The following is a 25,765-nucleotide window of genomic DNA, read 5'->3' as shown; positions in this document are numbered from 1 at the left end:
ACCACGGGGGAGATCACGTAAGGAGGACCCGATGGCTTGGCACGGCGAAACGCTGGTCGGCTTCGACCTGGAGACGACCGGCACCGAACCGATGGAGGCCCGTATCGTGACGGCCTCGATCGTCGAGGTCGGCGGCGGGGGACAGATCACGCGCCGGCGCGACTGGCTCGCCGACCCGGGGATCCGCATCCCCGAACAGGCGTCCGCGATCCACGGCATCAGCACCGAGCGCGCGGCCGCCGAGGGCCGCCCGGTGCGCGAGGTCGCCGACGAGATCGCGAGGGCGCTCGCCGCGTACTGGGAGGACGGCGTCCCGGTCGTGGCGTACAACGCCTCCTTCGACCTGACGCTGCTCTCCGCCGAACTGCGCCGCCACGGACTGCCCTCGCTCTCCGAGCGGCTCGGCGGCGTCCCCATCGGGCCCGTCGTCGACCCGTACACCATCGACCGGGCCGTCGACCGCTACCGGCGCGGCAAGCGGAACCTGGAAGCGGTCTGCGGGGAGTACGGAGTGGTCCTCGAAGCCGCCCACCAGGCCGCCGCCGACGCGCTCGCCGCCGTCCGGGTGGCCGTCGCGATAGCCGAGCGGCACCCCGAGGTCGCCGAGCTGGACCCGGCCGAGCTCCACGAGCGCCAGATCGGCTGGTACCGCCTCTGGGCCGAGAACTTCCAGGCCTTCCTGCGGCGCAAGGGCGACACGGAGGCGGTCGTCGACGCCACGTGGCCCCTGCGCGAGGCGGTCGCGGCCGCCGTGTGAAGGGCCCTCAGGAGTTCTCCTTGAGGAAGGAGAGCAGCAGGTCGTTCACCCTCCCCGGCCGGTCCAGCGGGAGCCAGTGGCCCGCGTCCTCCACGCGCTCGTAGCGCCAGGGACCGGAGACGTGCGCGCCGGTGTCCGTCATCTGCCGCTCGGTGAGGAACCGGTCGCCGGTAGACCAGACGCCCATGACCGGGACGGACAGCGGGGGGAGCGCCACCGGCGCGGCCAGCTGGGCCTCGACCGGCAGCCCCGCACGGTAGATGTTCAGGGCGGCGGTCAGCGCGCCGGGAGCGCGCAGCGGCTCCAGGACCTCCTCGACGTCGGGGTGCTCGCCGAGCATGTCGCGCAGATGCGCGAAGTCCTCGCGGGAGAGCCACTCCTCGGCCCCCTCGTGCTGGAACATCGTCAGGTGCCACAGACGCTGCCGCTGCTCCCAGCCGGCGCCGAGGATCGCCGTGACGGCGCCCACCGACATCAGCGTGGCGCTCGCCACCCGGTCCGGCACGACCTGCGCGATGCCCTGGGCCACTCCCGAACCCCAGTCGTGGCCGACCAGATGGACCCGGTCGATCTCCAGGCGGGCGAGCAGTTCCAGCAGGTCGCCGACGTGCTTGGCCGGGTGGTACGCCTCCGGACCGCCCTCGGGACGGTCCGAGGCGCCGAAGCCCCGCAGCGTCGGGGCGACGCAGCGGAAGCCCGCCGCCGTGAGCGCCGGGACCTGATGGCGCCAGAGACGGTGGCTGTCGGGGAAGCCGTGCACCAGCAGCACGGCCGGTCCCTCACCGGCCACCTCGACGTCGAGCGTCACCTCGGAGAGTTCCACGCGCATCCCAACACCCCGTCCTGTCCCACCGGTTCGGTCAGCTGCCCATGATGTCAGAACGGGTACCAGCGCACCTCGGGGTCGCCGTCCCGCAGCGAGCCCACCCGCCGCTCGAACTCGGCGAGCGCCTTCGGGTTCGTCGGCGCGTGCTGCGCCACCCACGCGCAGCTCGCGGTCTCCCGCGCCCCGCGCAGCACCGCGCACCCCTCCCACTCCCGCACGTCCCAGCCGTACGCCTCCGTGAAGGCCCCGTACGCCGCCGGGTCCAGGCCGTACCGGTCCCGGGAGAGCGCGAGCACCACGAGATCGTGCTCGCGCAGGTCGGAGGAGAAGGTCTCCAGGTCCATCAGGACCGGGCCGTCGGGCCCGACCAGCACGTTCCGGGGAAGGGCGTCGCCGTGGACCGGGCCCGGCGTCAGGTGCGGAGTGAGCGCGGCCGCCGCTGGGGCGAAGGCATCGCGGCGCTCCCGGAGGAAGGCCGCGTCTGCCGGGTCGATCGCGTCCCCCGCGAGCCGCAGCCACCGCTCGACCCCGCCGAGCAGCTCACGGCGCGGCAGCGTGAAGCCCACCGGCTCCGGCAGGGCGTGCACCCGCCGCAGCAGCGGCGCGAGATCACGGGGCTCCGCGGGCCGCACGGCCTCGGGGAGCCGGTGCCAGAGGGTGACCGGGTGCCCGTCGACCAGACGTGCCTTCTCCTCGGCGGCCCGCACGGCCGGGACCTCCGCCTCGGCGAGCCAGGCGGCGAGGGCCAGCTCCCGCTCGGCCCGCTCGAACACCTCGGCGTCCCGGCCCACCTTCACGGCGAGATCCCCCACGGCGAAGACCGCGTTCTCGCCGAGGGCCAGCAGTCGCGCCTCCGCGACCGGCAACCCCGCCGCGGCCAGGATCTCCCGCGCCCGCGCCTCGTCCATCGTCCTCTCCCTGCCTCTGCCGCCACCCGCGTGATCGAGCCAAAGTCTCGCATCCGCGCAGTTCACCGCGCAGGTCGCCTTGACGGCCTTCCGGTCCGTCAGGACCATGACGGGGTTCCACGGCCGCGCCGGGGGTCCCCCGACGCGGCCCGGGAGACGGCGGACGGGGGTCGGACCGATGGGCGCGGTGACCGCGACGAAGCGGCCGGGCGGGACGCGCACCCCGCGCGCCGCCCACGGGACACGCCCGCGCGGACCCGACTTCGGCGCCTGGTTCCTGGTGCTCCCCGCGCTCCTGCCGATCCTGGTCCTCAGCGTCGGCCCGCTGCTCTACGGCATCGCGCTCGCCTTCACGGACGCCCAGTCCGGCCGCACCTCGGACACCCGGTGGGTGGGCACCCTCAACTTCCAGGACCTGCTGCACGACACCCTCTTCTGGGACTCGTTCCGCATCGGCGTGGTCTGGGCCGTCGGCGTCACCGTCCCCCAGTTCCTGCTCGCCCTCGGCCTCGCTCTCCTCCTCGACCAGGAACTCCGCTTCCGCTGGCTGGCCCGGGCCCTCGCCATCGTCCCCTGGGCGATGCCCGAGGTCGTCGTCGGCATCATGTGGCGGCTCGTCTACAACCCCGACGCCGGCATCCTCAACGAGACCCTCCGGAGCCTCGGCCTCGGCGAGGGCCGCGACTGGCTCTCCGGGCTCGCCACCGCCCTCCCCGCCGTCATCGTCGTCGGCGTCTGGGCCGGCATGCCGCAGACCACCGTCGCCCTGCTCGCCGGACTCCAGAACACCCCGCGCGAGCTCCACGAGGCCGCCGCCCTCGACGGCGCCGGAGCCTGGCGCCGCTTCCGTGCGGTCACCTGGCCCGCGCTGAGACCGGTGGCCCTCGCGATCACCGCCCTCAACCTCATCTGGAACTTCAACTCCTTCGCCCTGGTCTACGTCCTGACCAACGGCGGGCCGGGCGGCCGGACCCGGCTCCCCATGCTCTTCGCCTACGAGGAGGCCTTCCGGTACGGACAGTTCGGCTACGCCGCCGCGATGGGCTGCGTGATGGTCGCCGCCGTCTCGGTGCTCATCGCCCTCTCCCTCGTACGCCGTCTGAAAGGGGACCAGGACCGGTGAGCGCCCTCCGGACGAGCAGGCCCGCGCGGATCGGCCAGTACCTCGCCCTCCTCGCGTACCTGGGCTTCCTCGCCCTCCCCTTCCTCTGGCTGGTCTCCACCGCCTTCAAGCCCGCCCCCGAGCTGGCCTCGCCGCACCCGACCTGGATCCCGAAGGACCCCACGCTCGCCAACTTCCGGCAGGCCTTCGACGAGCAGCCGCTGCTCGGGGCCGCCGCCAACAGCCTGGTCGCCGCGGTCTCCGCCGCCGTGATCGCGGTCGCCGTCGCGACGCCGCTCGCCTATGTGACGGCCCGCCACCGGGGCAGGCTCGCGGGCGCGGCCACCGGGTGGGTGGTGGTCAGCCAGGCGTTCCCGTTCGTCCTGGTGATCATCCCGCTCTTCCTGATCCTCAAGAACCTGCACCTGATCAACAGCGTCCTCGGCCTCGTCCTGGTCTACGTGGTCTGGTCGCTGCCCTTCGCCCTCTGGATGCTGATGGGTTACGTCCGGGCCGTCCCCGCCGAACTGGAGGAGGCCGCCGCCGTCGACGGCGCGGGCCGGCTCCGTACCCTCGTCTCCGTCACCGCGCCGCTGCTCGTCCCCGGCATCGTCGCCACCGCGCTCTTCGCCTTCGTCACCGCGTGGAACGAGTTCTTCTTCGCGCTCGTGCTGCTCAAGAGCGCGGAGAAACAGACCCTGCCGGTCGTCCTCACCCACTTCCTCGGCGCCGAGGGCGTCGCCGACCTCGGCCCGCTGGCCGCCGCGGCCTTCCTCGCCACCCTGCCCTCGCTCGTGGTCTTCGCCCTCCTGCAGAGACGGATCACCGGCGGAACGCTGGCCGGGGCGGTGAAGTCGTGAGACGACGGATCCTCACCCTCGCCACCGCGCTCGCCCTGCTCGTCACCGGCTGCACCGCCGGGGACGAGGGCCCCGACGACGGGGTCGTACGGCTCCGCTTCCAGTCCCTCGCCTGGCAGAAGGAGTCCGTCGACGCCAACCGGCAGCTGGTGGAGGAGTGGAACGCCACCCACCCCGGCGTCCAGATCGACTACGTCCAGGGCAGCTGGGACTCCGTCCACGACCAGCTCCTCACCTCCTTCGAGGGCGGCGAGGCGCCCGACATCATCCACGACGCCTCCGACGACCTGGCCGACTTCGCCTACGGCGGCGACCTCGCCGACCTCCGCCCGCTCCTCTCCGAGCGGCTCAGGGCCGACATCCCCGCCCGCGGCTGGGAGACCACCACCTTCGGCGACGGGATCTACGGCGTGCCGTTCCTCCAGGAACCGCGCGTGATCATCGCCAACCGCGAGATCCTGGAATCCTCCGGCGTCCGCGTCCCCACCCCCGCGAGCCCCTGGAGCTGGACCGAGTTCCGGCAGGTCGCCCAGGAACTCACCCGGAGCATGGGACCCGGCCGGTACGCCGTCGCCTGGCCGCTCAAGGAACCCGTCTCGGTCAGCCTCAACCTCGGCCTCTCGGCCGGAGGCCGGCTCTTCCACCGCGAGGCCGACGGCCGGGTGACCGTCCGCTTCACCGAGGAGGACGCCGTCGTCCCCGGCACCCTGCGCGACCAGGTCGTCGTCGACCGCACCGCGCCGCGCACCACGCTCGGCAGCGGCGGCTCCGACACTCTGCCCGGCTTCTTCGCCGGCAAGTACGCCATGGTCCCGCTCGGCTTCGCCTACCGGCAGCAGATCGCGCAGCAGGCCCCGCGGGGCTTCGAGTGGACGGTGCTGCCCGCCCCCGCCGGGAGCGCGGGACCCACCCAGGGCGTCTCCCCGCAGACCCTGTCCATCGCAGAGGACAGCCCGTACAAGAAGGAGGCGGCGGAGTTCCTCGACTTCTTCCTGCGCCCCGGGAACATGGTGCGGCTCGCGCGCGGCGACTGGATGCTGCCCACCGGTACGGCGGCGCTCGCCGACCCGTCCCTGCACACCGCCCGGGACGGCTGGGCGACCGGGGCGGCGATGGCCGCCCACCTGCGGCCGGCCCCGGCGCAGGGGGTGCGCGGATATCCGGAGTGGAAGGACAAGGTGGCGACCCCGGCCTTCCAGGAGTACTACAGCGGCGCCATCGACGCCGCCGAGCTCCGGGAACGCCTGGAGGCGGACGGCAACCGGGTGCTCGCCCGCTATCAGCGCAAATGATCGGGTCGCGAGAGGTCCGTCATTACGAAACCTTGTTGAATAAGTCACAGATGGGTGAAGGGGCTTCTCTCGGCCACCCTTGATCGGACAGTGTTCGAACCGGCCACCGCGCCGCCCCCCACGAGGCGCGGTGGCCCGCCTAGGCTGGGCCCATGACGCAGACATACGCGCTCCTGCTCCGCGGCATCAACGTGGGCGGGCACCGCAAGGTCCCGATGCCGGAACTCCGTTCCGTCCTCGAAGGGCTCGGGCACCGACACGTCCGCACCTATCTGCAGAGCGGCAACGCCGTCTTCACCACCGACTCGGCCGCCGGCGAGGACGGGCTCACCGCCGAGGTCGAGGACGCGATCGAGAGCCACTTCGGCTTCCGCGTCGACTGCCTCGTCCGCGACGGCGACTACCTCGCGGCCGTCGCCGGCGCCTGCCCCTTCCCCGCCGCCGACCTCGACGGCAAGCAGCTCCACGCCTTCTACCTCTCCGGCCCCGCGGACCCCGCGCGCCTCGCCGGGATCGACCAGGAGGCCTTCCACCCCGAGGCCTTCGCCCTCGGCGACCGGGTCCTCTACCTCCACGTCCCCGAGGGCCTCGGCCGCTCCAGACTGGGCGACGTCGTCAGCCGTCCGTCCGTCTTCGAGGGCCTGGTCGTCACCGCCCGCAACTGGAACACGGTGCGCAAGCTGGTGGAGATGACCCGGGAGGGCTGACGGCCCGAGTGGCCCACCCCCCGGGCTCCGGATTGGACCACAGGGGCAGGCCACTCGCTGGCTAGATTCGAGCCATGACGACCACCGAGCCCCGCCCCGCCGTCGACTTCTACTTCGACCCCGTCTGCCCCTTCGCCTGGATCACCTCCCGATGGATCCTGGAGGTCGAGCGCGAACGGGACATCGACCTCCGCTTCAAGGTCATGAGCCTGTACGTCCACAACGAGGGCAACACCCTGCCCGACTGGTACCGCGAGCTCGTCGACGCCTCCCTCGGCCCCGTCCGGGTCGCGGTCGCCGCCGCGGCGGAGCACGGCGACGCCGTCCTGCGCCCGCTCTACACCGCGTACGGAACCCGCATCCACGAGCGGAAGCGGAAGGACTTCCCCGCGGTGATCGCCGAGTCGCTCGCCGAACTCGGACTCCCCGCCGCACTCGCCGCGGCCGCCGACGACCCGGCCCACGACGAGGCCGTGCGCCGCAGCCACGACGCGGGCAGGGACCCCGACGCCGAGGGGTACGTCGGCACCCCGACGATCCACGTCGACGGCACCGTCTGGTTCGGTCCGGTCCTGCGGGCGATCCCGCGCGGCGCACGGGCCGCGGAACTCTTCGACAGCTTCCGGGTCCTCGCCGGCCACCCGGACCTCTTCGAACTCAAGCGGACCCGCACCGGCGGCCTGGACTTCGGCTAGAACGCGGGCCCCGCGCCCCTCGCCGTCGCCGGGCTGCCTCCCGCGAACGGGAGGCAGCGGGGAGACGTCAGCGCTTGAAGCCGTAGTCCAGCAGCTTCTTGACGTCGGCGGCCCTGTTCGTCTCGCTCGACGAACCGAGCACCGTGCCGATGACCGTCTTGTTGTTGCGCGTGGCCGCGAAGACCAGGCAGTACTTGGCCTGCGGACCCGAACCGGTCTTCACACCGATCGCGCCGCTGTACGTGCTCAGGAGCTTGTTCGTGTTGCTCCACGCCATGTACCGGTAGCCACCGGTCTTGGTGGTCACCTTCTGCTTCGTGGACTTCGTCCCCACGACGGTGCGGAACGTGGAGTTCTTCATCGCACTGCTCGCGAGCTTCGTCAGATCGCGCGGAGTGGAGTAGTTGCTCCCATTGCTTATTCCGTCGAACGAGTCGAAGTGGGTGTTTCGCATACCCAGCTTCCGCGCCTCGTCGTTCATCTTGCCGATGAACGACTTGACCCGGGCCGCCCGCGTGGTGCCGGTGCCGAACTTGTCGGCCAGCGCGTAGGCGGCGTCACAACCCGACGGCAGCATCAGGCCGTAGAGGAGCTGCCGGACCGTCACCTTGTCCCCGACGATGAGCCGGGCCGAGGAGGCGTTCTTCGAGACGATGTAGTCGCTGTAGGCCTTCTGGACCGTGACCTTGGCGTCCAGGTTGAGGCCCCGCTGGGACAGCACCACCTTCGCGGTCATGATCTTGGTGGTGGAGCCGGTCGAGCGGCGGGTGTCCGCGGCCTTCCCGAACAGCGTCGTGCCCGTCCCGTTGTTCATGACGAACCCGCCCGGCGCGGTGATCGACGGGGTGGGCGGCGCGGCAGCGTGCGCCTGGCCTGCGAACAGGCCGCCGGCCAGAACGGCCGAGGCCGTGAGCGAGACGGTCACGGCACTGCGCAGGCCGAGTGTCGGAGTCAGCAAAGTCTTCTGCCCTCGGTAGGAATCGATGTCCTCCGGGTCCGGACGGACCCGGCGCACAGAAGACGCACGAGAGGGCCCCATGGATGCACGGAAGAGGGCGTGATCTTACTCGCTTTCCCGAGACCCCGCTCAGGCCGTGCGCGCGACCGGACGCCGGGCCGCGCGCGCCCCGTCGTACCGCTCCAGGAGCAGCGAGGCCAGCTCGGGTGACGGGCCCAGCACGGCGGCCAGGACGTCCGCCCCGGCCGCGCCCGCCGCGATGCGGTCCGGCAGACGGCCCGGGGCGATCACGTACGGGGCGACGGCCACCCGCCGGACGCCCGGCTCGGCACGGAGCGCCCGCACGGCGTCCTCCGTACGGGGGAGGGATGCGGAGGCGAACGCGGGCCGCACGGAGCACCAACCGGTGCGCCGCAGCTCCCGCGCCGTTTCTGCGATCACCGCGATCGCCTCCGGGTCGGTGGAGCCCGCCGAGGCCAGGACGACCCCGGTCGCGCTCTTGTCGCCGGGCGTGAGCCCGGCCTCGTACAACCGCCGTTCCACCGCGGCGATCAGCAGCGGCGAGGGGCCTAGGACCTCCGCCTGGTGGATCCGCAGCGACGGAGGGGCCTGCCGCAGGACGGCGGGGACGTCGGCCTTCGCGTGGAAGGCCCGGGTCAGCAGCAGCGGCAGCGCCACCACGTCCCGCACCCCGTCGGCGGCGAGCCGGTCGAGCACGCCCGCCACCGACGGCAGGGTGAAGTCCAGGAACGCCGTCTCCACGCGCAGCCCCGGCCGCAGCGCGCCGGCCCGGCGCACCAGCGCCTGGACGGTCGCGGCGTGCCGCGGATCACGGCTGCCGTGGGCGATGACGAGGAGGACAGGGTGGTTCACGGTCGTTCAGAGCTCACTTCACCAGGAGGCCGCGGCTGCGGAGCACCCACCGCTCCAGCGGGCTGAAGATCAGCAGGTCGATGGCGATGCCGACGACCAGGATCAGCAGGATCGCCAGGAACACGCCGGGCAGGTCGATGTTGTTGCGGCCGTTCTCCAGCAACTGGCCGAGGCCGAGGCCCAGGTCGGGGGAGGAGGCGATGATCTCCGCGGCCATCAGCGAGCGCCAGGAGAACGCCCAGCCCTGCTTCAGACCCGCCAGGTAGCCGGGCAGCGCGGCCGGAAGGACCACGAACCAGGTGCCCTTGAGGCCGGTGGCGCCCATGGTGCGGCCGGCCCGCAGGAACAGCGGCGGGACCTGGTCCACACCGGAGACCAGACCGTTGGCGATGGAGGGGACGGCGCCCAGCAGGATCACCGTGTACATCATCGCGTCGTTCAGACCGAACCAGAGGACCGCCGGCGGCACCCACGCCACCGAGGGCAGCGACTGCAGCCCGGAGAGGATCGGGCCGATCGCGGCGCGCACGAACTTCACCCGGGCCACGAGGAGCCCCAGCGGGGTGCCGATGGCGAGGGCGAGCAGGAAGCCGGCCAGGCCCCGGGAGACGCTGGTCCAGATGACTTCGAGCAGGGTGCCCTGGAGCCACATGTCGGTCAGGCCGGCCCACACCGCGGACGGCGCGGGCAGCTTGGTCTCCTCGGTGATCCCCGCGGAGACGAGGACCTGCCAGACCGCGAGGACCAGGGCGACGGCCAGGGTGGGCGGGAGGACCTTCTTGACGAGGACCTCGCGGACCGGGGTCCGGCGGATCTCGACCGCGTCCAGGGCGTCAAGGCCGGCCTCCAGGCCGGCGAGATCGTCCTTCCTGGCCGTCGCGGCGGTGTCAGTGCTGGCCATGGCGGCGGATCTCCCCACGCAGGTGTTCAGTGATCTCAAGGGACAGCTCGGCCACGTCCGCGTCCTCGATGCGGCGCGGCTGCGGGATCCCCACGGTCCACTCCTTGGCCACCCGGCCGGGCCGGGAGGAGAGCAGGACCACCCGCTGCGCGAGGCGCACGGCCTCGCGCACGTTGTGGGTGACGAACAGGACGGAGAGGTTCGTCTCCTCCCAGATACGGGTGAGCTCGCCGTGCAGCACGTCGCGGGTGATGGCGTCCAGGGCCGCGAACGGCTCGTCCATCAGCAGCAGTTGGCTGTCCTGGGCCAGCGCCCGGGCCAGGGCCACGCGCTGCCGCATGCCGCCGGACAGCTCGTGCACCCGCTTGCCGTACGCGCCGCCGAGCCGGACCAGTTCGAGCAGCCGCTCGGCCTCCGGCTTCCGCTCGGCCCGGGGCACCCCGCGCAGTCGCAGGGCGAGTTCGATGTTCTTGCCCGCGGTCAGCCACGGGAAGAGGGCGTGCTCCTGGAACATCAGGGCCGGCCGGCCGCCCGGGGTCGCGATGGACCCCTGGGTCGGCCGGTCGAGTCCGGCGACGAGGTTCAGCAGGGTGGACTTGCCACACCCCGATGCCCCCAGGATGGTGACGAACTCGCCGGGCGCGATGTCGAGACTGACGTCGTCCAGGACGAGCTGGGCACCGGCCGGGCCGGAGAAGGACTTCGAGACGTGCTCGATCCGGGCGGCGTGCGTCTGCTCCGCTACGGTGCCGTCGGCAGCCTTGGCGAGCGTCGTGGCCATGGTCGTCACCTCCTGGGGTTACGGATTCTCGGACGTGGCGGTTACTTGGCGCCGAGACCGGCGTCGGAGACCTCGGGCTGACCGGCGGCCTTGAGCACCTTGTTGAGGAGCGTCAGGTCGTAGATCCCGGCCAGGTCGGGCTGCTTGATCAGCCCGGCCTTGACGGCCCACTCGGACTGGGTCTTCAGCGTCGCGGCCAGCGGGTCGTTCGTGATCGCGATGCTCGGCCACGCCGGGTCGATGACCTTGTCGGCCAGGGCCTTGCCGGACTCCTTCTTCAGCGCCTCGTTGGCGGAGGCCTTCGCCTTGTCCGGGTTGGCGTTGATCCACTCGTTGGTCTTCACCGTGCCCTTCAGCACGGCCTCGACCACGTCCGGGTGCTCCGCGAGGAACTTCTGCGACACGATGATGTTCGTGATCACGAACTTCTTCTCGGGCCACAGGGTCGTCTCGTCGAGCAGGACCTTGGCGCCCTGGGAGACCAGCTTGGAAGCGGTCGGCTCGGGCACCCAGGCGCCGTCGATGGAGCCGGACTTGTAGGCGTCCGGGGCGACCTTGTTGTCGGTGCGGACGACGGAGACGTCACCCTTGCCGGACTCCGGGTCGACCTTCCAGCCCTTCTCGGCGATCCAGTTGAGGAGGGCGACGTCCTGCGTGTTGCCCTTCTGCGGGGTGGCGATCCTCTTGCCCTTGAGGTCGTCCAGGGTCTTGATCTTCGCCGGGTTCACGACCAGCTTCACGCCGCCGGAGGCGGAGCCGGAGATGATCCGCAGGTTCTTGCCCTTGGACTTGACGTACGCGTTGATGGAGGGCGAGGGGCCGATGAAGCCGATGTCGAGAGAGCCGCCGTTCAGCGCCTCGATCTCGGACGGGCCGGCGTTGAAGGTCTGCGGCTTCAGCGTCGTGGCGCCCAGTTCCTTCTGGATCAGGCCGTCCTGGACGCCGATCAGGGCGGTGGCGTGCGTCAGGTTCGGGAAGTAGCCGATCCGGACCTCGGAGGCGGAGAGCTTCTTCGCGTCGGCCGCGACCGGGGCCTTCTTGTCCGCGGACTCGTCCTTCTTCGCCTCGGCACCGTAGCCGCAGGAGGCGAGGGCACCGACCAGGAGCGGCAGTGCGGCGGCGGCGACGATGCTGCGGCGGAGCGTCTTACGGGTGGTGCGGGAGTTTCCGTTGGCAGACACGGGAGGCTTTCCTCTCGACACGTGGTCTCATGACGCACGTCTTCGGCGGTGTGGCAGGGGCGGGTAAGGCTCGTGGGGGGTGTGGGCGCGCATGCGGTGCGCGTACGTCATCGCGCACATCGCGCCACCCCTCCCTGGCCGCTGCCGAGGGTGCCGCTGCCTACGCGGCCACCCTCCTTCGCGAAGGTCGAGTAGATGTCGGTGACCATGGTCTAGAAGTCCCACCCTTCCTCGTCCGCGACGACCGCGACGGCCTTGGCGGTGGCGAAGGACTCGCCCGCCATGCCCGCCGCGAGCGTGGTGCCGTCCGCCGGGTCGATCAGCAGGAACGAACCGGTACGGCGCGAATCCGCGTACGCGTCGAGCGCGAGCGGCTCGGCCGTGCGCACCACGACACGGCCGATGTCGTTGGCGACCAGCTGGCCCGGGTTCGGGTGCTGGGAGAGATCGTCCAGGGTCAGCCGCGAGGGGATCTCCTTGACGATCGCCTTGACCGTGCGGGTGGTGTGCTTGAGCAGCACCCGCTGGCCGACGGCGAGGGGATGGTCCGCCACGTGGCAGACCGTCGCCTCGATGTCCTGGGTGGTGGCCGGCGCGTCACCGCTCGGGGCGAGCAGGTCGCCGCGCGAGATGTCGATGTCGTCGGCGAGCCGGATCGTGACCGACTGCGGGGCCCAGGCGATGTCCACCGACTCGCCGAGCGCGTCGATGCCGGTGATCGTGGAGGTCCGCCCCGACGGCAGGACGGTGACCTGCTCGCCGACCCGGAAGGCCCCGGCCGCGATCTGACCGGCGTAGCCCCGGTAGTCGGGGTGCTCGGCGGTCTGCGGACGGATCACGTACTGCACGGGGAACCGTGCGTGGCAGGCCCTCAGGTCGTGGCTGACCGGGACGGTCTCCAGGTGTTCGAGGACCGTCGGGCCGCCGTACCAGTCCATGTTCGCGGAGGGCTCCACGACGTTGTCGCCGGCGAGCGCCGAGATCGGGATCGCGGTGATCTCCGGGACGCCGAGCTCGGAGGCGTACGTCGTGAACTCCTCGGCGATCGCGGCGAAGACGGGCTCCCGGTAGTCGACCAGGTCCATCTTGTTCACGGCCAGGACCACGTGCGGGACGCGGAGCAGCGCGGCGACGGCGGCGTGCCGGCGGGTCTGCTCGACCACGCCGTTGCGGGCGTCGACGAGGACCACGGCCAGTTCGGCGGTGGAGGCGCCGGTGACCATGTTCCGGGTGTACTGCACGTGCCCGGGGGTGTCGGCGAGGATGAAGCGGCGGCGGGGCGTCGCGAAGTAGCGGTAGGCCACGTCGATGGTGATGCCCTGCTCGCGCTCGGCCCGCAGACCGTCGGTCAGGAGCGCCAGGTCGGGCGCCGCCTGGCCCCGGGAGCGCGAGGCGTGCTCCACGGCCTCCAGCTGGTCGGCGAGGACCGACTTGGAGTCGTGCAGCAGCCGGCCCACCAGGGTGGACTTGCCGTCGTCGACGGAGCCGGCGGTGGCGAAGCGCAACAGGGTGGTGGCCGCCAGCTGCTCGGACAGCTGCTCGGTGGACGTGCTCATTAGAAGTACCCTTCGCGCTTGCGGTCTTCCATCGCGGCCTCGGACATCTTGTCGTCGGCGCGGGTCGCGCCCCGCTCGGTGAGGCGGGAGGCGGCGATCTCGGCGATGACGGCGTCCAGCGTCGTGGCGTCGGAGTCGACGGCGCCGGTGCAGGACATGTCGCCGACGGTGCGGTAGCGGATCAGCCGCGTCTCGACCGTCTCGGACTCCTTGGGGCCGCCCCAGTCGCCGGCGGTGAGCCACATGCCCGCGCGGGCGAACACCTCGCGCTCGTGGGCGAAGTAGATCTCCGGGAGGTCGATCCTCTCGCGCTGGATGTACTGCCAGACGTCGAGCTCGGTCCAGTTGGAGAGCGGGAAGACCCGGACGTGCTCACCGGGCGCGTGCCGGCCGTTGTAGAGCTGCCACAGCTCGGGGCGCTGGCGGCGCGGGTCCCACTGCGAGAACTCGTCGCGGAGGCTGAACACCCGCTCCTTGGCGCGGGCCTTCTCCTCGTCGCGGCGGCCGCCGCCGAAGACGGCGTCGAAGCGGTGCCGCTGGATCGCCTCGGTCAGCGGCACGGTCTGCAGCGGGTTGCGGGTGCCGTCGGGACGCTCGCGCAGCTTGCCGGCGTCGATGTACTCCTGGACGGAGGCGACGTGCAGCCGCAGGCCGTGCTGGGCGACGACGCGGTCGCGGTACTCCAGGACCTCGGGGAAGTTGTGCCCGGTGTCGACGTGCAGCAGCGTGAAGGGGACCGGCGCCGGGGCGAAGGCCTTCAGCGCCAGGTGCAGCATGACGATGGAGTCCTTGCCGCCGGAGAAGAGGATCACCGGCCGCTCGAACTCACCCGCCACCTCACGGAAGATGTGGACGGCCTCGGACTCCAGGGAGTCCAGGTGCGACAGCGCGAACGGGCTGCCCGTGGTGTCGTGGACATGAGCGACAGTGGTCACAGCAGACCCTTCTCGGTGAGCAGCGCGTGGAGCTGCGCCGCGGACTCCTGCACGGTCTGGTTCTGGGACTCGATCCGCAGATCGGGCGTCTCGGGTGCCTCGTACGGGTCGTCGACGCCGGTGAGCCCGCTGATCTCGCCCGCTGCCTGCTTGGCGTAGAGCCCCTTCACGTCACGGACGGAGCAGACCTCCACCGGCGTGGCCACGTGCACCTCGACGAAGGCGGTGCCCTCGGCGTGGTGCCGCTTGCGGACGGCCTCGCGGCTGTCGGCGTACGGCGCGATGACCGGGACCAGGACCTGCGTGCCGTGCGAGGCGAGCAGTTCGGCGACGAAGCCGATCCGCTGCACGTTGGTGTGCCGGTCCTCGCGGGTGAAGCCGAGGCCCGCCGAGAGGAACTCGCGGATCTCGTCGCCGTCGAGGATCTCGACACGGTGGCCCTCGTCGCGCAGCCGGCCCGCCAGCTCGTACGCGATGGTGGTCTTGCCGGCGCTCGGCAGGCCGGTGAGCCAGATGGTGGCACCGGTCACGTGGTTCTCCCGGGAGGTCTCTGAAGAGGGGTGGGGGGTCGTCGTCATCAGCCGTGCAGTCCGCACTCGGTCTTGCCCCGGCCCGCCCAGCGTCCGGCGCGGGCGTCCTCGCCCTCCAGGACGCGGCGGGTGCAGGGGGCGCAGCCGACGGAGGCGTACCCGTCCATGAGGAGCGGGTTGGTGAGGACGCCGTGCTCCGTGACGTACGCGTCGACGTCGTCCTGCGTCCAGCGGGCGATGGGGGAGACCTTGACCTTGCGCCGCTTCTCGTCCCAGCCGACGACCGGGGTGTTCGCCCGGGTGGGGGACTCGTCGCGGCGCAGGCCCGTCGCCCAGGCGCGGTAGCGGGTCAGGCCCTCTTCGAGGGGCTTGACCTTGCGCAGCGCGCAGCACAGGTCGGGGTCGCGGTCGTGCAGCCTCGGCCCGTGCTCGGCGTCCTGCTCGGCCACGGTCCGGCGCGGCGTCAGGGTGATGACGTGGACGTCCATGACGGCGTCCACGGCGTCGCGGGTGCCGATGGTCTCCTCGAAGTGGTAGCCGGTGTCGAGGAAGACGACGTCCACGCCGGGCCGGACCCGGGAGGCGAGGTGGGCGACGACCGCGTCCTCCATGGACGAGGTGACGCAGAAGCCCTCGCCGAAGGTGTCGGCGGCCCACCGGAGGATCTCCAGCGGGGAGGCGTCCTCCAGATCGCGGCCGGCCTGTTCGGCGAGTGCCTTGAGGTCGGCCGTGGTGACGTCCTGGGCGATCGTCATATCTCTTCCCCTCCAGCGGTGTTGCCCGAAGTCCCCGGGGCGAGCAGCCCCAGGAACTTCAGCTGGAAGGCTCTGCTGCACGCGGCGCATTCCCAGGCGCCGTGACCCTGCTCGTTCGGACGCAGGTCCTCGTCGCCGCAGTAGGGGCAGTGGAACGGTGCGGCACGCTCGCTCACAGTGCCTCCTTGATCGCTTCTCCGCCCGCGCGGCGCGGACGCGCGGCTTGCGTCGTCGGCTGCGGCCCGGTGGCCGCGCGTGCGTCGCTCACGACAGCGCCTCCTCGGAGGCGCGGGCCGCCCAGGTGGCGAAGCGCTCGCCGGTCTCGCGCTCCGCCTGGAAGCGCTTGAGGACCCGCTCCACGTAGTCGGGGAGCTCGGTCGCGGTGACCTTGAGGCCGCGGACCTTGCGGCCGAAGCCGGCCTCCAGGCCGAGCGCGCCGCCCAGGTGCACCTGGTAGCCCTCGACGCGGTTGCCCTCGTCGTCCAGGACCAGCTGGCCCTTGAGGCCGATGTCCGCGACCTGGATGCGGGCGCAGGCGTTCGGGCAGCCGTTGATGTTGATCGTCAGCGGTTCGTCGAACTCCGGGACGCGGCGCTCCAGTTCGTCGATGAGCGAGGCGCCGCGCGCCTTGGTCTCGACGATCGCGAGCTTGCAGAACTCGATGCCGGTGCAGGCCATGGTGCCGCGCCGGAACGGCGAGGGGGTGACGCGCAGGTCCAGCGCCTCCAGGGCGGCGACGATCGATTCGACCTGCGCCTCCTCGACGTCGAGGACGAGCATCTTCTGCTCGGCGGTGGTGCGGACCCGGCCGGAGCCGTGGGCCTCGGCGACGGCGGCGATCTTCGTCAGGGTGGTGCCGTCGACGCGACCGACGCGGGGCGCGAAGCCGACGTAGAACCTGCCGTCCTTCTGCCGGTGCACACCGACGTGGTCGCGCCAGCGGCCGGCGGGCTGCTCGGGGGCGGGGCCGTCGGTCAGCTTGCGGTGGAGGTACTCGTCCTCCAGGACCTGGCGGAACTTCTCCGGGCCCCAGTCGGCGACGAGGAACTTCAGGCGGGCGCGGTTGCGCAGCCGGCGGTAGCCGTAGTCGCGGAAGATCGAGATGACGCCCTCGTAGATGTCCGGGACCTCGTCGAGGGAGACCCAGGTGCCGAGGCGGACGCCGAGCTTGGGGTTGGTGGAGAGACCGCCGCCGACCCAGACGTCGAAGCCGGGGCCGTGCTCCGGGTGGTGCACGCCCACGAAGGCGATGTCGTTGATCTCGTGCGCCACGTCGAGGAGCGGCGAGCCGGAGATCGCGGACTTGAACTTGCGGGGCAGGTTGGAGAAGTCCTTGTTGCCGACGATCCGGCGGTAGATCTCGTCGATGGCGGGCGTGCCGTCGATGATCTCGTTCGCCGCGATCCCGGCCACGGGGGAGCCGAGGATGACGCGCGGGGTGTCGCCGCAGGCCTCGGTGGTGGACAGGCCGACCGCCTCCAGGCGGTTCCAGATCTCGGGCACGTCCTCGATGCGGATCCAGTGGTACTGGACGTTCTGCCGGTCGGTGATGTCGGCCGTGCCCCGGGCGAACTCCTCGGAGATCTCGCCGATGACCCGCAGCTGCTCGGTGGTCAGCCGGCCGCCGTCGATGCGGACGCGGAGCATGAAGTACTCGTCGTCCAGCTCCTCCGGCTCCAGGACGCCCGTCTTGGTGCCGTCCAGACCCTGCTTGCGCTGGGTGTAGAGGCCCCACCAGCGCATGCGTCCGCGCAGGTCGTTGGGGTCGATGGAGTCGAATCCGCGCTTCGAGTAGACCGTCTCAATACGTGTCCGGACGTTGAGACCGTCGTCGTCCTTCTTGAACTGCTCATTGCCGTTCAGGGGGGTGAAGTGCCCCACGGCCCACTGACCCTCGCCACGGTGGCGCCCGGCCTTGCGGCGGGCGGCGGCGGGAGTGGGGTTTTCCGGGGTGGCGGCCATGGCGTTGTGTCCTTCGGGACTGCGAGAGGGCGGCTCTGACCTGCACACTGGCGCTCAGGTCGGAGGGTGGCGCGTCAGTGCGCAGCAGGGCGGGGCAGAGTCGTGCTGAAAGGAGATCGCGGCGGTGCTGGTTCTCTCAGCGCACCGGACAGATGGCGCTGGACATACGGCCCAGGTCGACGTGCCGCCGACTCACCAAGGCAATTCCAGTTCCAGACATGACGGAAGCGTGTCATGGGACTTTGGACCCAGTCCAGCATCGTCCAGGATGCGGACATAGTCGTCTCGCTTGTCGAGATGATGTGGTGTGGGTCACGCGAAAGGGGCCCTGACCAGGGCCCCTTCGGCGGATCTCGGTGGACTCAGGCGTGGGCGCCCGGCCACGGACCGGGCGTCTCGGTCTCCTCGGTCTCCTCGACCTTGGTGTCGAACAGCCGGAAGCCGCGCCGCTCGTAATTGGCCATGGCGTGCGGTCCGTCGAGCGAGCAGGTGTGCAGCCAGACGCGCTTCGTCGCCTCGCGCTCCGGCCACCGCTCGGCCAGGTCCCAGGCCCGGGCCACCCCGTACGAGAGGAGGTGGCCGCCGATGCGGCGCCCCCGGAAGGCCGGGATCAGGCCGAAGTAGACGATCTCCACCGTGCCGTCGTCCTGCGGGTCCAGCTCCACGTACCCGGCCGGCGTCCCCCTGTCGTACGCCACCCAGATCTCGGCGCCCGGCTTCTCCACGATCTCCTGCCACTGCTTGTAGGTCAGCGACAGCCGGTCGGCCCAGCGGATGTCGCCGCCGACCGCGGTGTAGAGGAAGCGGCTGAACTCCGCCGAGGGCACCTCGGCGCGCCGGACCGTGATGTCGTCGCCCTCCGGCGGGGTGGCGGGGACCAGGTCGGAGGGCGAGGTCTGTTCGAGGGACCAGGTGGTGAGAGTGATGCTCATGGGGTCATCGCATCATGCGGAGCGCCGGATTCCCAGAGCGGGCCCTGCCCCGCGGGGCAGGCGGCAGGACGGCCGTCCGCATGGTGGACACGCCCGGACCGGCCGCTACCCGGGGGCCCCGCGCGTACCGGGCCGCCACGCCGCTACCCGGGGCCCCGCGCGTACCGGGCCGCTACCCGGGCGCCCCCGCCCGTACCGCCGGTGCCACCGAGTGGGGCAGCAGGTCCGCCGGGCGTTCCGGGCGCAGGACCTCCACCGCGACCTCCTCGCGGAAGCGGTACGGGCGGTGCGCCAGGACCCCGGCCAGGTTCCGGCGCACCCGGGACATCTCGGCCCGTACGGTCACCGTCCGCGTACGGTCCCCGAAGACGTCGTCCGCCAGCTCCGCGGCCGTCCGCCCGTCCCGGTGCACCGCCAGTACATAGAGGAGCTCCGCGTGCCGGGGGCTCAGCTCCTGCTGCCAGCTGCCCGCCGCCCCCGAGACGGACACCGTCCAGCGGCGCGGCCGGCTCAGATCGAGCACCACCCGGCTCGCCGCCGCCGCGCCCGGCACCTCGGCCGGCGTCTCCTCCTCGACCCGCAGCAGCCAGCCGCCGGGCAGCGGCTCCACCGCGCACACCCCGAGCGAGGGCAGCCACAGCCGGCCGGACCGGAACGACTTCGGCAGCGGGATCCGGTCCACCGGCGCGAGCCCCGTCACCGCCGCCGTCCAGCCGTGGGTGTCCACGACGATCGCCCGGCCCCCCACCCGGCAGAGGATCGGCGCGGCCACCGCGCGCAGCCGCTCCACCGATCCGCGGTGCCGCTCCCGCATCTCCGCCTCGGCGAGCTGGGCCACCGAACCGACCAGGGCCAGCATCGCCGGATGGAAGGTGGACGCGGGGCCGCTCACGTCCAGGATGCCGAGCAGCCGCCGGTCGCGCGGATCGTGCACGGGCGCGGCGGCGCAGGTCCAGTTGTGGAGCGTCTGCAGGTAGTGCTCGGCGGAGTGCACCTGCACCGCCCGGCCCATGGCGAGGGCCGTCCCCACCGCGTTGGTGCCGGTGGCGTGCTCGGTCCAGGCCGCGCCCTCCTCAAGACAGATGCCGTTCGCCTGCCGCAGGACCGAGAGGTTCCCCTGCCGCCACAGCACCCGGCCGTGCTCGTCGGTGACCACCATGATCTGCAGGGAGGTGTCGGCGATGCCGGCCAGTCCGCGGCTCAGCGTCTGCATGACCTCGGAGAGGAGCGTGGTCCTGCGCCGCTCCTCCAGCTCGTCCCGCCGCAACAGCACACTTTCCGTGCCCTGGTCGGGGTCGAGCCCGAGCCGGGCCATCCGCTGCCAGGACGCGTCGATCACGGGGCGGGGGGCGATCGGAGGCGTACGGCCCGCCAGGGTCTCCTCGCGTACCCGGTGCAGCAGCCGAGTGGCCTGGGCGGCGTCCATGGTGGCGAGGCGCTTCATGTCGAGCTGCGTGTTCTTCATCGGTCTCTCCCAGCCACCCGGGGTGCTGTATCGGTTCTGCACAGGGCAGATGTCCGGAGTGTCGGTGCCCATCGTGCCGTTCGGAACCGTCCGGCGAGGCCCGGTTCGGGTAATCCTGCAACCCTTTGCAACTCTGTTCGCCGAGGGGCCCCCTGGGTGAAGCTGGTGAGAGCGGCGGGTGGTGCCGTGTCGGCGCAGCACCACCCCCGCTTTTCCGCGCGCGCCGACCCCCTGCGGTCCACCCCTGGTGCGCGCGGGACAGCCTCCCGCGACACCGGCGCCCGCCCCTCGGACGCGCGCCCGGTCGCCTTCCCTCGGACGCGCGCCCGGTCGCGCTCCCTCAGGCCTCCACCCGCGCCCGCTCCACCAGCGCCCGCAGGTCCAGGGTGTGCGGCAGCGTCCCGAACGCCGCGCCCCCGTCCCCGCCCAGCCGCGCCGCGCAGAACGCGTCCGCGACCTCCGGCGGCGCCCACCGCACCAGCAGCGCCCCCTGGAGGACGAGCGCCAGCCGCTCCGTGAGCCGCCGCGCCCGCGCCTCGATCCCCTCCAGGTCCGCCAGTTCGACCAGGAGCCCCCGGATCGCCCGGTCGAGCCGGTGGTCCGCGCCCCGCGCCGCCCCGACCTCCCGCAGGAGCGCGTCGAGCGAGGCGGGCTCGGTCCGCAGCGCCCGCACCACGTCGAGCGCCTGCACGTTCCCCGAGCCCTCCCAGACCGAGTTGAGCGGCGACTCCCGCAGCAGCCGGGGCATCCCCGACTCCTCCACGTACCCGTTGCCGCCCAGGCACTCCAGGGCCTCCGCCACCATCGGCGTACACCGCTTGGTGACCCAGTACTTCGCCGCCGGCACGGCGATGCGGAGCAGGGCCCGCTCCCGTTCGGCTTCGCTGCCGCCGTCGGCATCGGCGGCGTCCTGGGCCGCCGCCAGACGCATGGCCAGGACCGTCGCCGCCTCCGACTCCAGGGCCAGGTCGGCGAGGACGTTGCGCATCAGCGGCTTCTCGATCAGCGGCCCGCCGAACGCCTCGCGGTACGCGCAGTGGTGCAGGGCCTGCGCCACCGCCTGCCGCATCAGCGCCGCCGAACCGAGGACGCAGTCCAGCCGCGTCGCCGCGACCATGCCCATGATCGAGCGCAGCCCGCGCCCCTCCCCGCCGACCCGGCGCGCCCACGTCGTCCCGTCGAACTCCACCTCGGCGGAGGCGTTCGAACGGTTCCCCAGCTTGTCCTTGAGCCGCTGGATCGCGAAGGGGTTGCGCGAACCGTCCGCGAGGACCCGGGGCACCAGGAAGCAGGTGAGGCCCGCCGGAGCCTGCGCCAGGACCAGGAAGGCGTCCGACATCGGGGCCGAACAGAACCACTTGTGACCCGTCAGGACGTACTCCCCGTCGGCCGCGAGCGGGCGCGCCTCCGTCGTGTTCGCCCGGACGTCACTGCCGCCCTGCTTCTCCGTCATGGCCATCCCGAGCAGGACGCCCGGCTTCTCCGCGACCGTGCCCAGCGCCCGCTCGTACACGTGCGAGGTGGCCGCCGGCTCCCAGACCTCCGCGAGCTCCGGCTCGGTGCGCAGCGCGGGCACGGCGGCGTGGGTCATCGACACGGGACAGCCGTGCCCCGCCTCCACCTGGGACATCACCAGGAACCCGGCGGCCCGCCGCACATGACCACCCGGACGGCCCCACGCGTCGGTGAGTCCGGCCTCCACCGACTTGCCGAGCAGCCGGTGCCAGGCGGGGTCGAAGTCGACCTCGTCGATCCGGTGGCCGTACCGGTCGTGGGTCCGCAGCCGCGGCGGGTTCTCGTTCGCGCGCGCCCCCCACTCCTGGACCTGCGCCGAACCGGCCGCCCGGCCGAGGACGACCAGCTCCTCGCGGGCCTCCGTCAGGACCTCCGGCGCGAGGTGCCGTTCGACCGCCTCCGCCAGTGTCCGATCGCTCGTGAAGACGTCATGTCCCACCAGGGGAGGAGGCTGGTTGGTCACGGTGTGGGTGGTCGCTGCCATGCCGATACGGTAAGCAGGTGCAGGCAGCAAGCGAAACACCCGAACGGCCCGAGCGGCGGCCCTGGAGCAGGCTCCACCGCGCGCGCGTCCTCTACCGCAACGTCTCGAAGCGGAAGATGGTCTGGCTGCTCCTCAAGGACACCGTCAACTCGTGCATCGAGTACCGGATCCTCGGCCTCGCCGCCGAGGCCGCGTTCTTCACGCTGCTGTCCCTGCCGCCGCTGCTCCTCGGTCTGATCGGTCTCCTCGGCTACGCCGACGACTGGACGAACACGGACACCGTGGCGAGCATCCAGGAGAACATCCTCCGCGCCGCCGGAACGGTCCTCTCCGACCGGGGCGTCGAGGACATCGCCAAACCGATCCTGGACGACGTGACCCAGGGCAACCGGGCCGACCTGATCTCCCTCGGCTTCGCCATCGCCCTCTGGTCCGGCTCGCGCGCGGTGAACGTCTTCATCGACACCATCACCGTCATGTACGGACTCGACGGCCACCGCGGCATCGTGAAGACCAGACTGCTCGCCTTCCTGCTCTACCTCGTGGCCCTGCTCATCGGCGCCGTCGTGCTACCCCTCGCGGTCGTCGGCCCCGACCGGGTCGTCGAACTCGTCCCCTGGGGCACGGAGGTCGTGTCCGTCCTGTACTGGCCGGCCGTCATCCTGCTCTCCATCGCCTTCCTCACCACGCTCTACCACGTGTCCGTGCCCGTGAGATCGCCCTGGATCGAGGACATCCCCGGGGCCCTCGTCGCGCTCGGGATGTGGGTGCTCGGCAGCTTCCTGCTGCGTATCTACCTCACCAGCCAGGTCGAGGGCCCGACGATCTACGGCTCCCTCGCCGCCCCCATCGCCGTCCTCCTGTGGATCGGCATCTCGGCCTTCGCCGTCCTCGTCGGCGCCGCCGTGAACGCGGCCATCGACCGCGTCTGGCCCTCCGTCGCCACGGCCGCGGCCCGCGAGGCCAACGAGCGGGCCCGCGCCGTGCAGGCGGCGGAGCTCGTCGCCCGGGTCCGGGCCGAGGCGGACGACGTCGACGAGGACGACCCGGACATGCCCTCCGAGTTCCCCGAGCGCTGGTCGAGGTTCCTGCCCCCGGACGACGTGAAGGCCCGCCTCCACTCCGGCTGGGAGAAGGACTGAGGCCGTACCGCTAGGTTGGAGGGGTGTACGAGGAGCGCCCCGCCCTGCTCGACGGAGCCGTCCTGTGGACCCGGACCGCCGCCCCCGCCACGGAGGGCACCCGGCCGGTCCTGCCCGACGGCTGCATGGACCTGATCTGGGCCGACGGCCACCTCCTCGTCGCCGGACCCGACACCCACGCGTACCTGCCCGCGGAGACCGCCGCGCGGTACGCCGGAATCCGCTTCGCCCCCGGTGACGCGCCCGGCTTCCTCGGCGTACCGGCCCACGAACTCCGCGACCGGCGGATCGCCCTCGGCGCCCTCTGGGGCGAGGCCGAGGCGCGACGGCTCGGCGAGCGGATCACGGCGGCCCCCGACCCGGCGGCCGCCCTGGACGCGCTCGTACGCCGCCGGGCCGCCGGGGCCCCCGCGCCCGACCCGCTGCTCCGGGCCGTCGTGGCACGGCTCGCGGCGGGCCGTGCGGTCGGCGAGACGGCCGGCGCGGTCGGGCTCGGCGCCCGGCAACTGCACCGGCGCTCCCTGGACGCCTTCGGCTACGGCCCCAAGACCCTCGCCCGCGTCCTCCGGCTCCAGCGCGCCCTCGCCCTGATCCTGGCCGGCGTGCCCCAGGCGGAGGCCGCCCTGCGCGCGGGTTGCGCGGACCAGGCCCACCTCGTCCGCGAGACCCGCGCGCTCGCCGGTACGACCCCGGGGGCCTACGCGGCGTCCGTGGCGGCGTCGGCGAACAGCGAGACCCCGCACCCGTCCGGGTCGAGGACCACGGCGTAGCGCTGGCCCCAGACGGCGTCCCAGGGCTTCAGATGCCCCCGGTACCCGGCGGCGACCAGCTCCCCGTACACCGCGTCCACGGCCCCCGGCGAGGCGCACCGGAAGGCGAGCTCGATCCGGTTCCCGCCCTCGGGCCGCCGCCAACCGGGGTCGAAGGAACGCACGACGGTCCTCGGTGTCCCAGGCGATCCGCAGCCCGCCGGGCAGCGCCACCTCCACGTGCGGGGCGGAATCGGCCCCGTCCGGGAGGTCCAGACCGAGGCGGCGGTAGAAGGCGAGTGAGGCGGCCATGTCGGAGACGACGACGCCGACGAGGTCGAGACGGGGGGTGAGGTCAGGTGCTGTGTCCATGCCGCCACGGTAGGCACGGCGCTCCCGGCGGGTCTTGAACGAAACGGACGCCGGCTTCCGGGACCCGGGCTCGTACCGCTACCGCGCCCGCTGCCACCCGGCCGACCCCGGCGGGGCGGCCGATTGCCCCGTCGGCACCCCGGGTAAAACCGGTGGCGCCCGCCGAAGCGGTGCCGCTACGGTGTTCCCCGTACAGGATCGCGAAGATCCACGCGAGAAGACCCACGCGAGAAGACCCACAGGAGGTGTGACCGATGGCTGTCGTCACGACGGGCCTTGCCCTCACGCAGAAGTTCATCCACACCACCTCCGTGGCCACCGGCTGACCTCACTCTTCTCACCCACAGTGCCGGGGCCACCCCTGTGAAGGGTCCCCCTTGTCTTTCCCGCTTTCCCCCGTCACCTCTTCCTCCTCGCTGCTCGACGCCCACGGCTGGGACTCCGGCTGGGCCGCCGCCTTCGCGCCGTACGCCGCCCAGGGGCTCGTCCCCGGACGGGTCGTCCGGGTCGATCGCGGTCAGTGCGACGTCGCCACCGCCGACGGGATCGTGCGCGCCGACACGGCGTTCGTGACCCCGCACGATCCGCTCCGGGTCGTCTGCACCGGTGACTGGGCCGCCGTCGACCCCGAGGGTGTCGGCGACCCCCGATACGTACGGGCGTGCCTGCCGCGCCGGACCGCGTTCGCGCGGTCCACCTCCTCCAAGCGGTCCGAGGGCCAGATCCTCGCCGCCAACGTCGACCACGCCGTCATCACCGTCTCGCTCGCCGTCGAGCTGGACCTCGGCCGGATCGAACGCTTCCTCGCCCTGGCGTGGGAGTCCGGCGCCCAGCCGACCGTCGTCCTCAGCAAGGCGGACCTCGTGCCCGACCCCGTCGGGCTGTCCTACCTCGTCGACGACGTCGAGACCGTCGCCCCCGGCGTGCGGGTGGTGCCCCTCAGCTCGGCCACGGGCGAGGGACTCGACGTGCTCGCCGCGGTGGTCGCCGGCGGCACGACCGTGCTGCTCGGCGTCTCCGGCGCCGGGAAGTCCACCCTCGCCAACGCGCTCGTCGGCCACGACGTCATGACCGTCCAGGCCGCCCGTGACGTCGACGGCAAGGGCCGCCACACCACCACCACCCGCAACCTCTTCGTGCTGCCGGGCGGGGGAGTCCTCATCGACACCCCCGGGCTGCGCGGCGTCGGCCTCTGGGACGCCGAGACCGGCGTCGGCCAGGTCTTCTCGGAGATCGAGGAGCTGGCCGGGCGGTGCCGCTTCCCCGACTGCGCCCACGAGGCGGAGCCGGGCTGCGCGGTGCTCGCGGCCATCGACGACGGCACCCTGCCCGTGCGCCGGCTGGAGAGCTTCCGCAAGCTCCTGCGCGAGAACCAGCGGCTCGTGGCCAAGACCGACGCCCGCCTGCGCAACGAGATCCGCAAGGACTGGAAGCGCAAGGGGGACGCGGGCCGCGCCGCCGGAGAGTTCAAGCGCAGCGGCCGGTTGCGCTAGCCCGTACGCGCGCGTCCCCGGGGTCGTACCACCC

Annotated in this window: 26 protein-coding genes and 1 pseudogene; 9 read left to right on the top strand and 18 right to left on the bottom strand. The window is 72.3% G+C overall.

From position 1 onward, the window contains the following. Nucleotides 1-31 precede the first annotated feature (31 nt). The gene (locus ACRRSS_RS25595) at nucleotides 32-757 is read left to right on the top strand and encodes a 3'-5' exonuclease (protein ID WP_435973461.1); all 726 of its coding nucleotides are present in this window, start codon (nucleotides 32-34) and stop codon (nucleotides 755-757) included. A gap of 7 nt (nucleotides 758-764) precedes the next feature. Here the strand turns inward: ACRRSS_RS25595 and ACRRSS_RS25590 are convergent, their stop codons facing one another. Then, nucleotides 765-1,586, bottom strand: a complete 822-nt coding sequence (locus ACRRSS_RS25590; RefSeq protein ID WP_435973460.1) for an alpha/beta fold hydrolase — start codon at nucleotides 1,584-1,586, stop codon at nucleotides 765-767. A 47-nt stretch (nucleotides 1,587-1,633) separates the two neighbouring features. After that, on the bottom strand, nucleotides 1,634-2,491 hold the full coding sequence (locus tag ACRRSS_RS25585; RefSeq protein ID WP_435973459.1) for a phosphotransferase: 858 nt from the start codon (nucleotides 2,489-2,491) through the stop codon (nucleotides 1,634-1,636). A 178-nt stretch (nucleotides 2,492-2,669) separates the two neighbouring features. On the opposite strand from ACRRSS_RS25585, the gene ACRRSS_RS25580 reads away from it, so the two are divergent. From ACRRSS_RS25580 to ACRRSS_RS25560, 5 genes are all read left to right on the top strand, one after another. Then, complete coding sequence (locus tag ACRRSS_RS25580; RefSeq protein WP_435973458.1) at nucleotides 2,670-3,614, top strand: carbohydrate ABC transporter permease; 945 nt, start codon at nucleotides 2,670-2,672, stop codon at nucleotides 3,612-3,614. Beyond that, nucleotides 3,611-4,453 (top strand): carbohydrate ABC transporter permease, encoded by an 843-nt coding sequence (locus ACRRSS_RS25575; RefSeq protein ID WP_435973457.1) that lies wholly within the window; start codon nucleotides 3,611-3,613, stop codon nucleotides 4,451-4,453. The genes ACRRSS_RS25580 and ACRRSS_RS25575 overlap by 4 nt, the downstream gene beginning before the upstream one ends. Further along, a complete protein-coding gene (locus ACRRSS_RS25570) occupies nucleotides 4,450-5,745 on the top strand; it encodes an ABC transporter substrate-binding protein (protein ID WP_435973456.1) in 1,296 nt (431 codons plus the stop codon). Before ACRRSS_RS25575 ends, ACRRSS_RS25570 begins: the two co-directional genes overlap by 4 nt. Before the next feature lie 152 nt (nucleotides 5,746-5,897). Continuing rightward, nucleotides 5,898-6,452 (top strand): DUF1697 domain-containing protein, encoded by a 555-nt coding sequence (locus ACRRSS_RS25565; protein WP_435973455.1) that lies wholly within the window; start codon nucleotides 5,898-5,900, stop codon nucleotides 6,450-6,452. A gap of 74 nt (nucleotides 6,453-6,526) precedes the next feature. Next, on the top strand, nucleotides 6,527-7,147 hold the full coding sequence (locus ACRRSS_RS25560) for a DsbA family protein (RefSeq protein ID WP_435973454.1): 621 nt from the start codon (nucleotides 6,527-6,529) through the stop codon (nucleotides 7,145-7,147). Between the two features lie 67 nt (nucleotides 7,148-7,214). Here ACRRSS_RS25560 and ACRRSS_RS25555 read toward each other — a convergent pair whose 3' ends face one another. The 15 genes from ACRRSS_RS25555 to ACRRSS_RS25485 all read right to left on the bottom strand — a co-directional run bounded on the left by ACRRSS_RS25555 (nucleotide 7,215) and on the right by ACRRSS_RS25485 (nucleotide 21,975). Further along, a complete protein-coding gene (locus tag ACRRSS_RS25555) occupies nucleotides 7,215-8,084 on the bottom strand; it encodes a D-alanyl-D-alanine carboxypeptidase family protein (RefSeq protein ID WP_435975422.1) in 870 nt (289 codons plus the stop codon). 150 nt (nucleotides 8,085-8,234) lie between these two features. Then, complete coding sequence (locus ACRRSS_RS25550; RefSeq protein ID WP_435973453.1) at nucleotides 8,235-8,978, bottom strand: sirohydrochlorin chelatase; 744 nt, start codon at nucleotides 8,976-8,978, stop codon at nucleotides 8,235-8,237. 13 nt (nucleotides 8,979-8,991) lie between these two features. Further along, entirely contained in the window at nucleotides 8,992-9,879 is an 888-nt protein-coding gene (locus ACRRSS_RS25545) for an ABC transporter permease (RefSeq protein ID WP_435973452.1), read from the bottom strand. Then, on the bottom strand, nucleotides 9,866-10,660 hold the full coding sequence (locus tag ACRRSS_RS25540; RefSeq protein WP_435973451.1) for an ABC transporter ATP-binding protein: 795 nt from the start codon (nucleotides 10,658-10,660) through the stop codon (nucleotides 9,866-9,868). The genes ACRRSS_RS25545 and ACRRSS_RS25540 overlap by 14 nt, the downstream gene beginning before the upstream one ends. Nucleotides 10,661-10,701: 41 nt before the next feature. Then, entirely contained in the window at nucleotides 10,702-11,841 is a 1,140-nt protein-coding gene (locus tag ACRRSS_RS25535; protein WP_435973450.1) for an aliphatic sulfonate ABC transporter substrate-binding protein, read from the bottom strand. Nucleotides 11,842-12,053: 212 nt separating this feature from the next. Continuing rightward, nucleotides 12,054-13,397, bottom strand: a complete 1,344-nt coding sequence (locus ACRRSS_RS25530; RefSeq protein WP_435973449.1) for a sulfate adenylyltransferase subunit 1 — start codon at nucleotides 13,395-13,397, stop codon at nucleotides 12,054-12,056. Continuing rightward, a complete protein-coding gene (cysD, locus tag ACRRSS_RS25525) occupies nucleotides 13,397-14,332 on the bottom strand; it encodes a sulfate adenylyltransferase subunit CysD (RefSeq protein ID WP_435973448.1) in 936 nt (311 codons plus the stop codon). The genes ACRRSS_RS25530 and cysD overlap by 1 nt, the downstream gene beginning before the upstream one ends. Further along, nucleotides 14,329-14,910 (bottom strand): adenylyl-sulfate kinase, encoded by a 582-nt coding sequence (cysC, locus tag ACRRSS_RS25520; protein WP_351905747.1) that lies wholly within the window; start codon nucleotides 14,908-14,910, stop codon nucleotides 14,329-14,331. Before cysC ends, cysD begins: the two co-directional genes overlap by 4 nt. Next, entirely contained in the window at nucleotides 14,910-15,617 is a 708-nt protein-coding gene (locus tag ACRRSS_RS25515; protein ID WP_435973447.1) for a phosphoadenylyl-sulfate reductase, read from the bottom strand. The genes cysC and ACRRSS_RS25515 overlap by 1 nt, the downstream gene beginning before the upstream one ends. Beyond that, nucleotides 15,614-15,793 carry a hypothetical protein gene (locus ACRRSS_RS25510; protein WP_435973446.1) on the bottom strand — a complete coding sequence of 60 codons (180 nt, stop codon included), beginning with the start codon at nucleotides 15,791-15,793 and terminating at the stop codon, nucleotides 15,614-15,616. The genes ACRRSS_RS25515 and ACRRSS_RS25510 overlap by 4 nt, the downstream gene beginning before the upstream one ends. Nucleotides 15,794-15,881: 88 nt before the next feature. Continuing rightward, a complete protein-coding gene (locus ACRRSS_RS25505; protein WP_435973445.1) occupies nucleotides 15,882-17,579 on the bottom strand; it encodes a nitrite/sulfite reductase in 1,698 nt (565 codons plus the stop codon). Nucleotides 17,580-17,715: 136 nt separating this feature from the next. Further along, nucleotides 17,716-17,799, bottom strand: a complete 84-nt coding sequence (locus tag ACRRSS_RS25500; protein WP_349817346.1) for a putative leader peptide — start codon at nucleotides 17,797-17,799, stop codon at nucleotides 17,716-17,718. Nucleotides 17,800-17,941: 142 nt separating this feature from the next. Then, nucleotides 17,942-18,511 carry a GNAT family N-acetyltransferase gene (locus tag ACRRSS_RS25495; protein WP_435973444.1) on the bottom strand — a complete coding sequence of 190 codons (570 nt, stop codon included), beginning with the start codon at nucleotides 18,509-18,511 and terminating at the stop codon, nucleotides 17,942-17,944. Between the two features lie 172 nt (nucleotides 18,512-18,683). Next, the gene (locus ACRRSS_RS25490; RefSeq protein ID WP_435973443.1) at nucleotides 18,684-19,976 is read right to left on the bottom strand and encodes a GAF domain-containing protein; all 1,293 of its coding nucleotides are present in this window, start codon (nucleotides 19,974-19,976) and stop codon (nucleotides 18,684-18,686) included. Between the two features lie 340 nt (nucleotides 19,977-20,316). Next, nucleotides 20,317-21,975 (bottom strand): acyl-CoA dehydrogenase family protein, encoded by a 1,659-nt coding sequence (locus ACRRSS_RS25485; protein ID WP_435973442.1) that lies wholly within the window; start codon nucleotides 21,973-21,975, stop codon nucleotides 20,317-20,319. Nucleotides 21,976-21,992: 17 nt separating this feature from the next. On the opposite strand from ACRRSS_RS25485, the gene ACRRSS_RS25480 reads away from it, so the two are divergent. Both ACRRSS_RS25480 and ACRRSS_RS25475 read left to right on the top strand, forming a co-directional pair. After that, nucleotides 21,993-23,117, top strand: coding sequence for a YihY/virulence factor BrkB family protein (locus ACRRSS_RS25480; RefSeq protein WP_435973441.1), 1,125 nt, complete (start codon nucleotides 21,993-21,995; stop codon nucleotides 23,115-23,117). A gap of 23 nt (nucleotides 23,118-23,140) precedes the next feature. Continuing rightward, complete coding sequence (locus tag ACRRSS_RS25475; protein ID WP_435973440.1) at nucleotides 23,141-23,887, top strand: helix-turn-helix domain-containing protein; 747 nt, start codon at nucleotides 23,141-23,143, stop codon at nucleotides 23,885-23,887. On the opposite strand, the pseudogene ACRRSS_RS25470 reads toward ACRRSS_RS25475, so the two are convergent. Then, nucleotides 23,815-24,238, bottom strand: a pseudogene (locus tag ACRRSS_RS25470) (VOC family protein). The gene ACRRSS_RS25475 and the pseudogene ACRRSS_RS25470 overlap by 73 nt on opposite strands. Before the next feature lie 377 nt (nucleotides 24,239-24,615). On the opposite strand from ACRRSS_RS25470, the gene rsgA reads away from it, so the two are divergent. Beyond that, a complete protein-coding gene (gene rsgA / locus ACRRSS_RS25465) occupies nucleotides 24,616-25,731 on the top strand; it encodes a ribosome small subunit-dependent GTPase A (RefSeq protein ID WP_435973439.1) in 1,116 nt (371 codons plus the stop codon). Nucleotides 25,732-25,765 lie beyond the last annotated feature (34 nt).

The sequence above is a fragment of the Streptomyces sp. Qhu_M48 genome, from assembly GCF_051305195.1.
Taxonomy (GTDB): Bacteria; Actinomycetota; Actinomycetes; order Streptomycetales; family Streptomycetaceae; genus Streptomyces.
This window is presented reverse-complemented; position numbering and strand designations above follow the sequence as displayed.

Bases quoted from the DNA above. Each gene is read 5' to 3' on its own strand.
- ACRRSS_RS25595 (WP_435973461.1), top strand. From the start codon at position 32: ATGGCTTGGCACGGCGAAACGCTGGTCGGCTTCGACCTGGAGACGACC.
- ACRRSS_RS25590 (WP_435973460.1), bottom strand. From the start codon at position 1,586: ATGCGCGTGGAACTCTCCGAGGTGACGCTCGACGTCGAGGTGGCCGGT.
- ACRRSS_RS25585 (WP_435973459.1), bottom strand. From the start codon at position 2,491: ATGGACGAGGCGCGGGCGCGGGAGATCCTGGCCGCGGCGGGGTTGCCG.
- ACRRSS_RS25580 (WP_435973458.1), top strand. From the start codon at position 2,670: ATGGGCGCGGTGACCGCGACGAAGCGGCCGGGCGGGACGCGCACCCCG.
- ACRRSS_RS25565 (WP_435973455.1), top strand. From the start codon at position 5,898: ATGACGCAGACATACGCGCTCCTGCTCCGCGGCATCAACGTGGGCGGG.
- ACRRSS_RS25560 (WP_435973454.1), top strand. From the start codon at position 6,527: ATGACGACCACCGAGCCCCGCCCCGCCGTCGACTTCTACTTCGACCCC.
- ACRRSS_RS25545 (WP_435973452.1), bottom strand. From the start codon at position 9,879: ATGGCCAGCACTGACACCGCCGCGACGGCCAGGAAGGACGATCTCGCC.
- ACRRSS_RS25540 (WP_435973451.1), bottom strand. From the start codon at position 10,660: ATGGCCACGACGCTCGCCAAGGCTGCCGACGGCACCGTAGCGGAGCAG.
- ACRRSS_RS25530 (WP_435973449.1), bottom strand. From the start codon at position 13,397: ATGAGCACGTCCACCGAGCAGCTGTCCGAGCAGCTGGCGGCCACCACC.
- cysC (WP_351905747.1), bottom strand. From the start codon at position 14,910: ATGACGACGACCCCCCACCCCTCTTCAGAGACCTCCCGGGAGAACCAC.
- ACRRSS_RS25515 (WP_435973447.1), bottom strand. From the start codon at position 15,617: ATGACGATCGCCCAGGACGTCACCACGGCCGACCTCAAGGCACTCGCC.
- ACRRSS_RS25505 (WP_435973445.1), bottom strand. From the start codon at position 17,579: ATGGCCGCCACCCCGGAAAACCCCACTCCCGCCGCCGCCCGCCGCAAG.
- ACRRSS_RS25500 (WP_349817346.1), bottom strand. From the start codon at position 17,799: ATGTCTGGAACTGGAATTGCCTTGGTGAGTCGGCGGCACGTCGACCTG.
- ACRRSS_RS25495 (WP_435973444.1), bottom strand. From the start codon at position 18,511: ATGAGCATCACTCTCACCACCTGGTCCCTCGAACAGACCTCGCCCTCC.
- ACRRSS_RS25490 (WP_435973443.1), bottom strand. From the start codon at position 19,976: ATGAAGAACACGCAGCTCGACATGAAGCGCCTCGCCACCATGGACGCC.
- ACRRSS_RS25485 (WP_435973442.1), bottom strand. From the start codon at position 21,975: ATGGCAGCGACCACCCACACCGTGACCAACCAGCCTCCTCCCCTGGTG.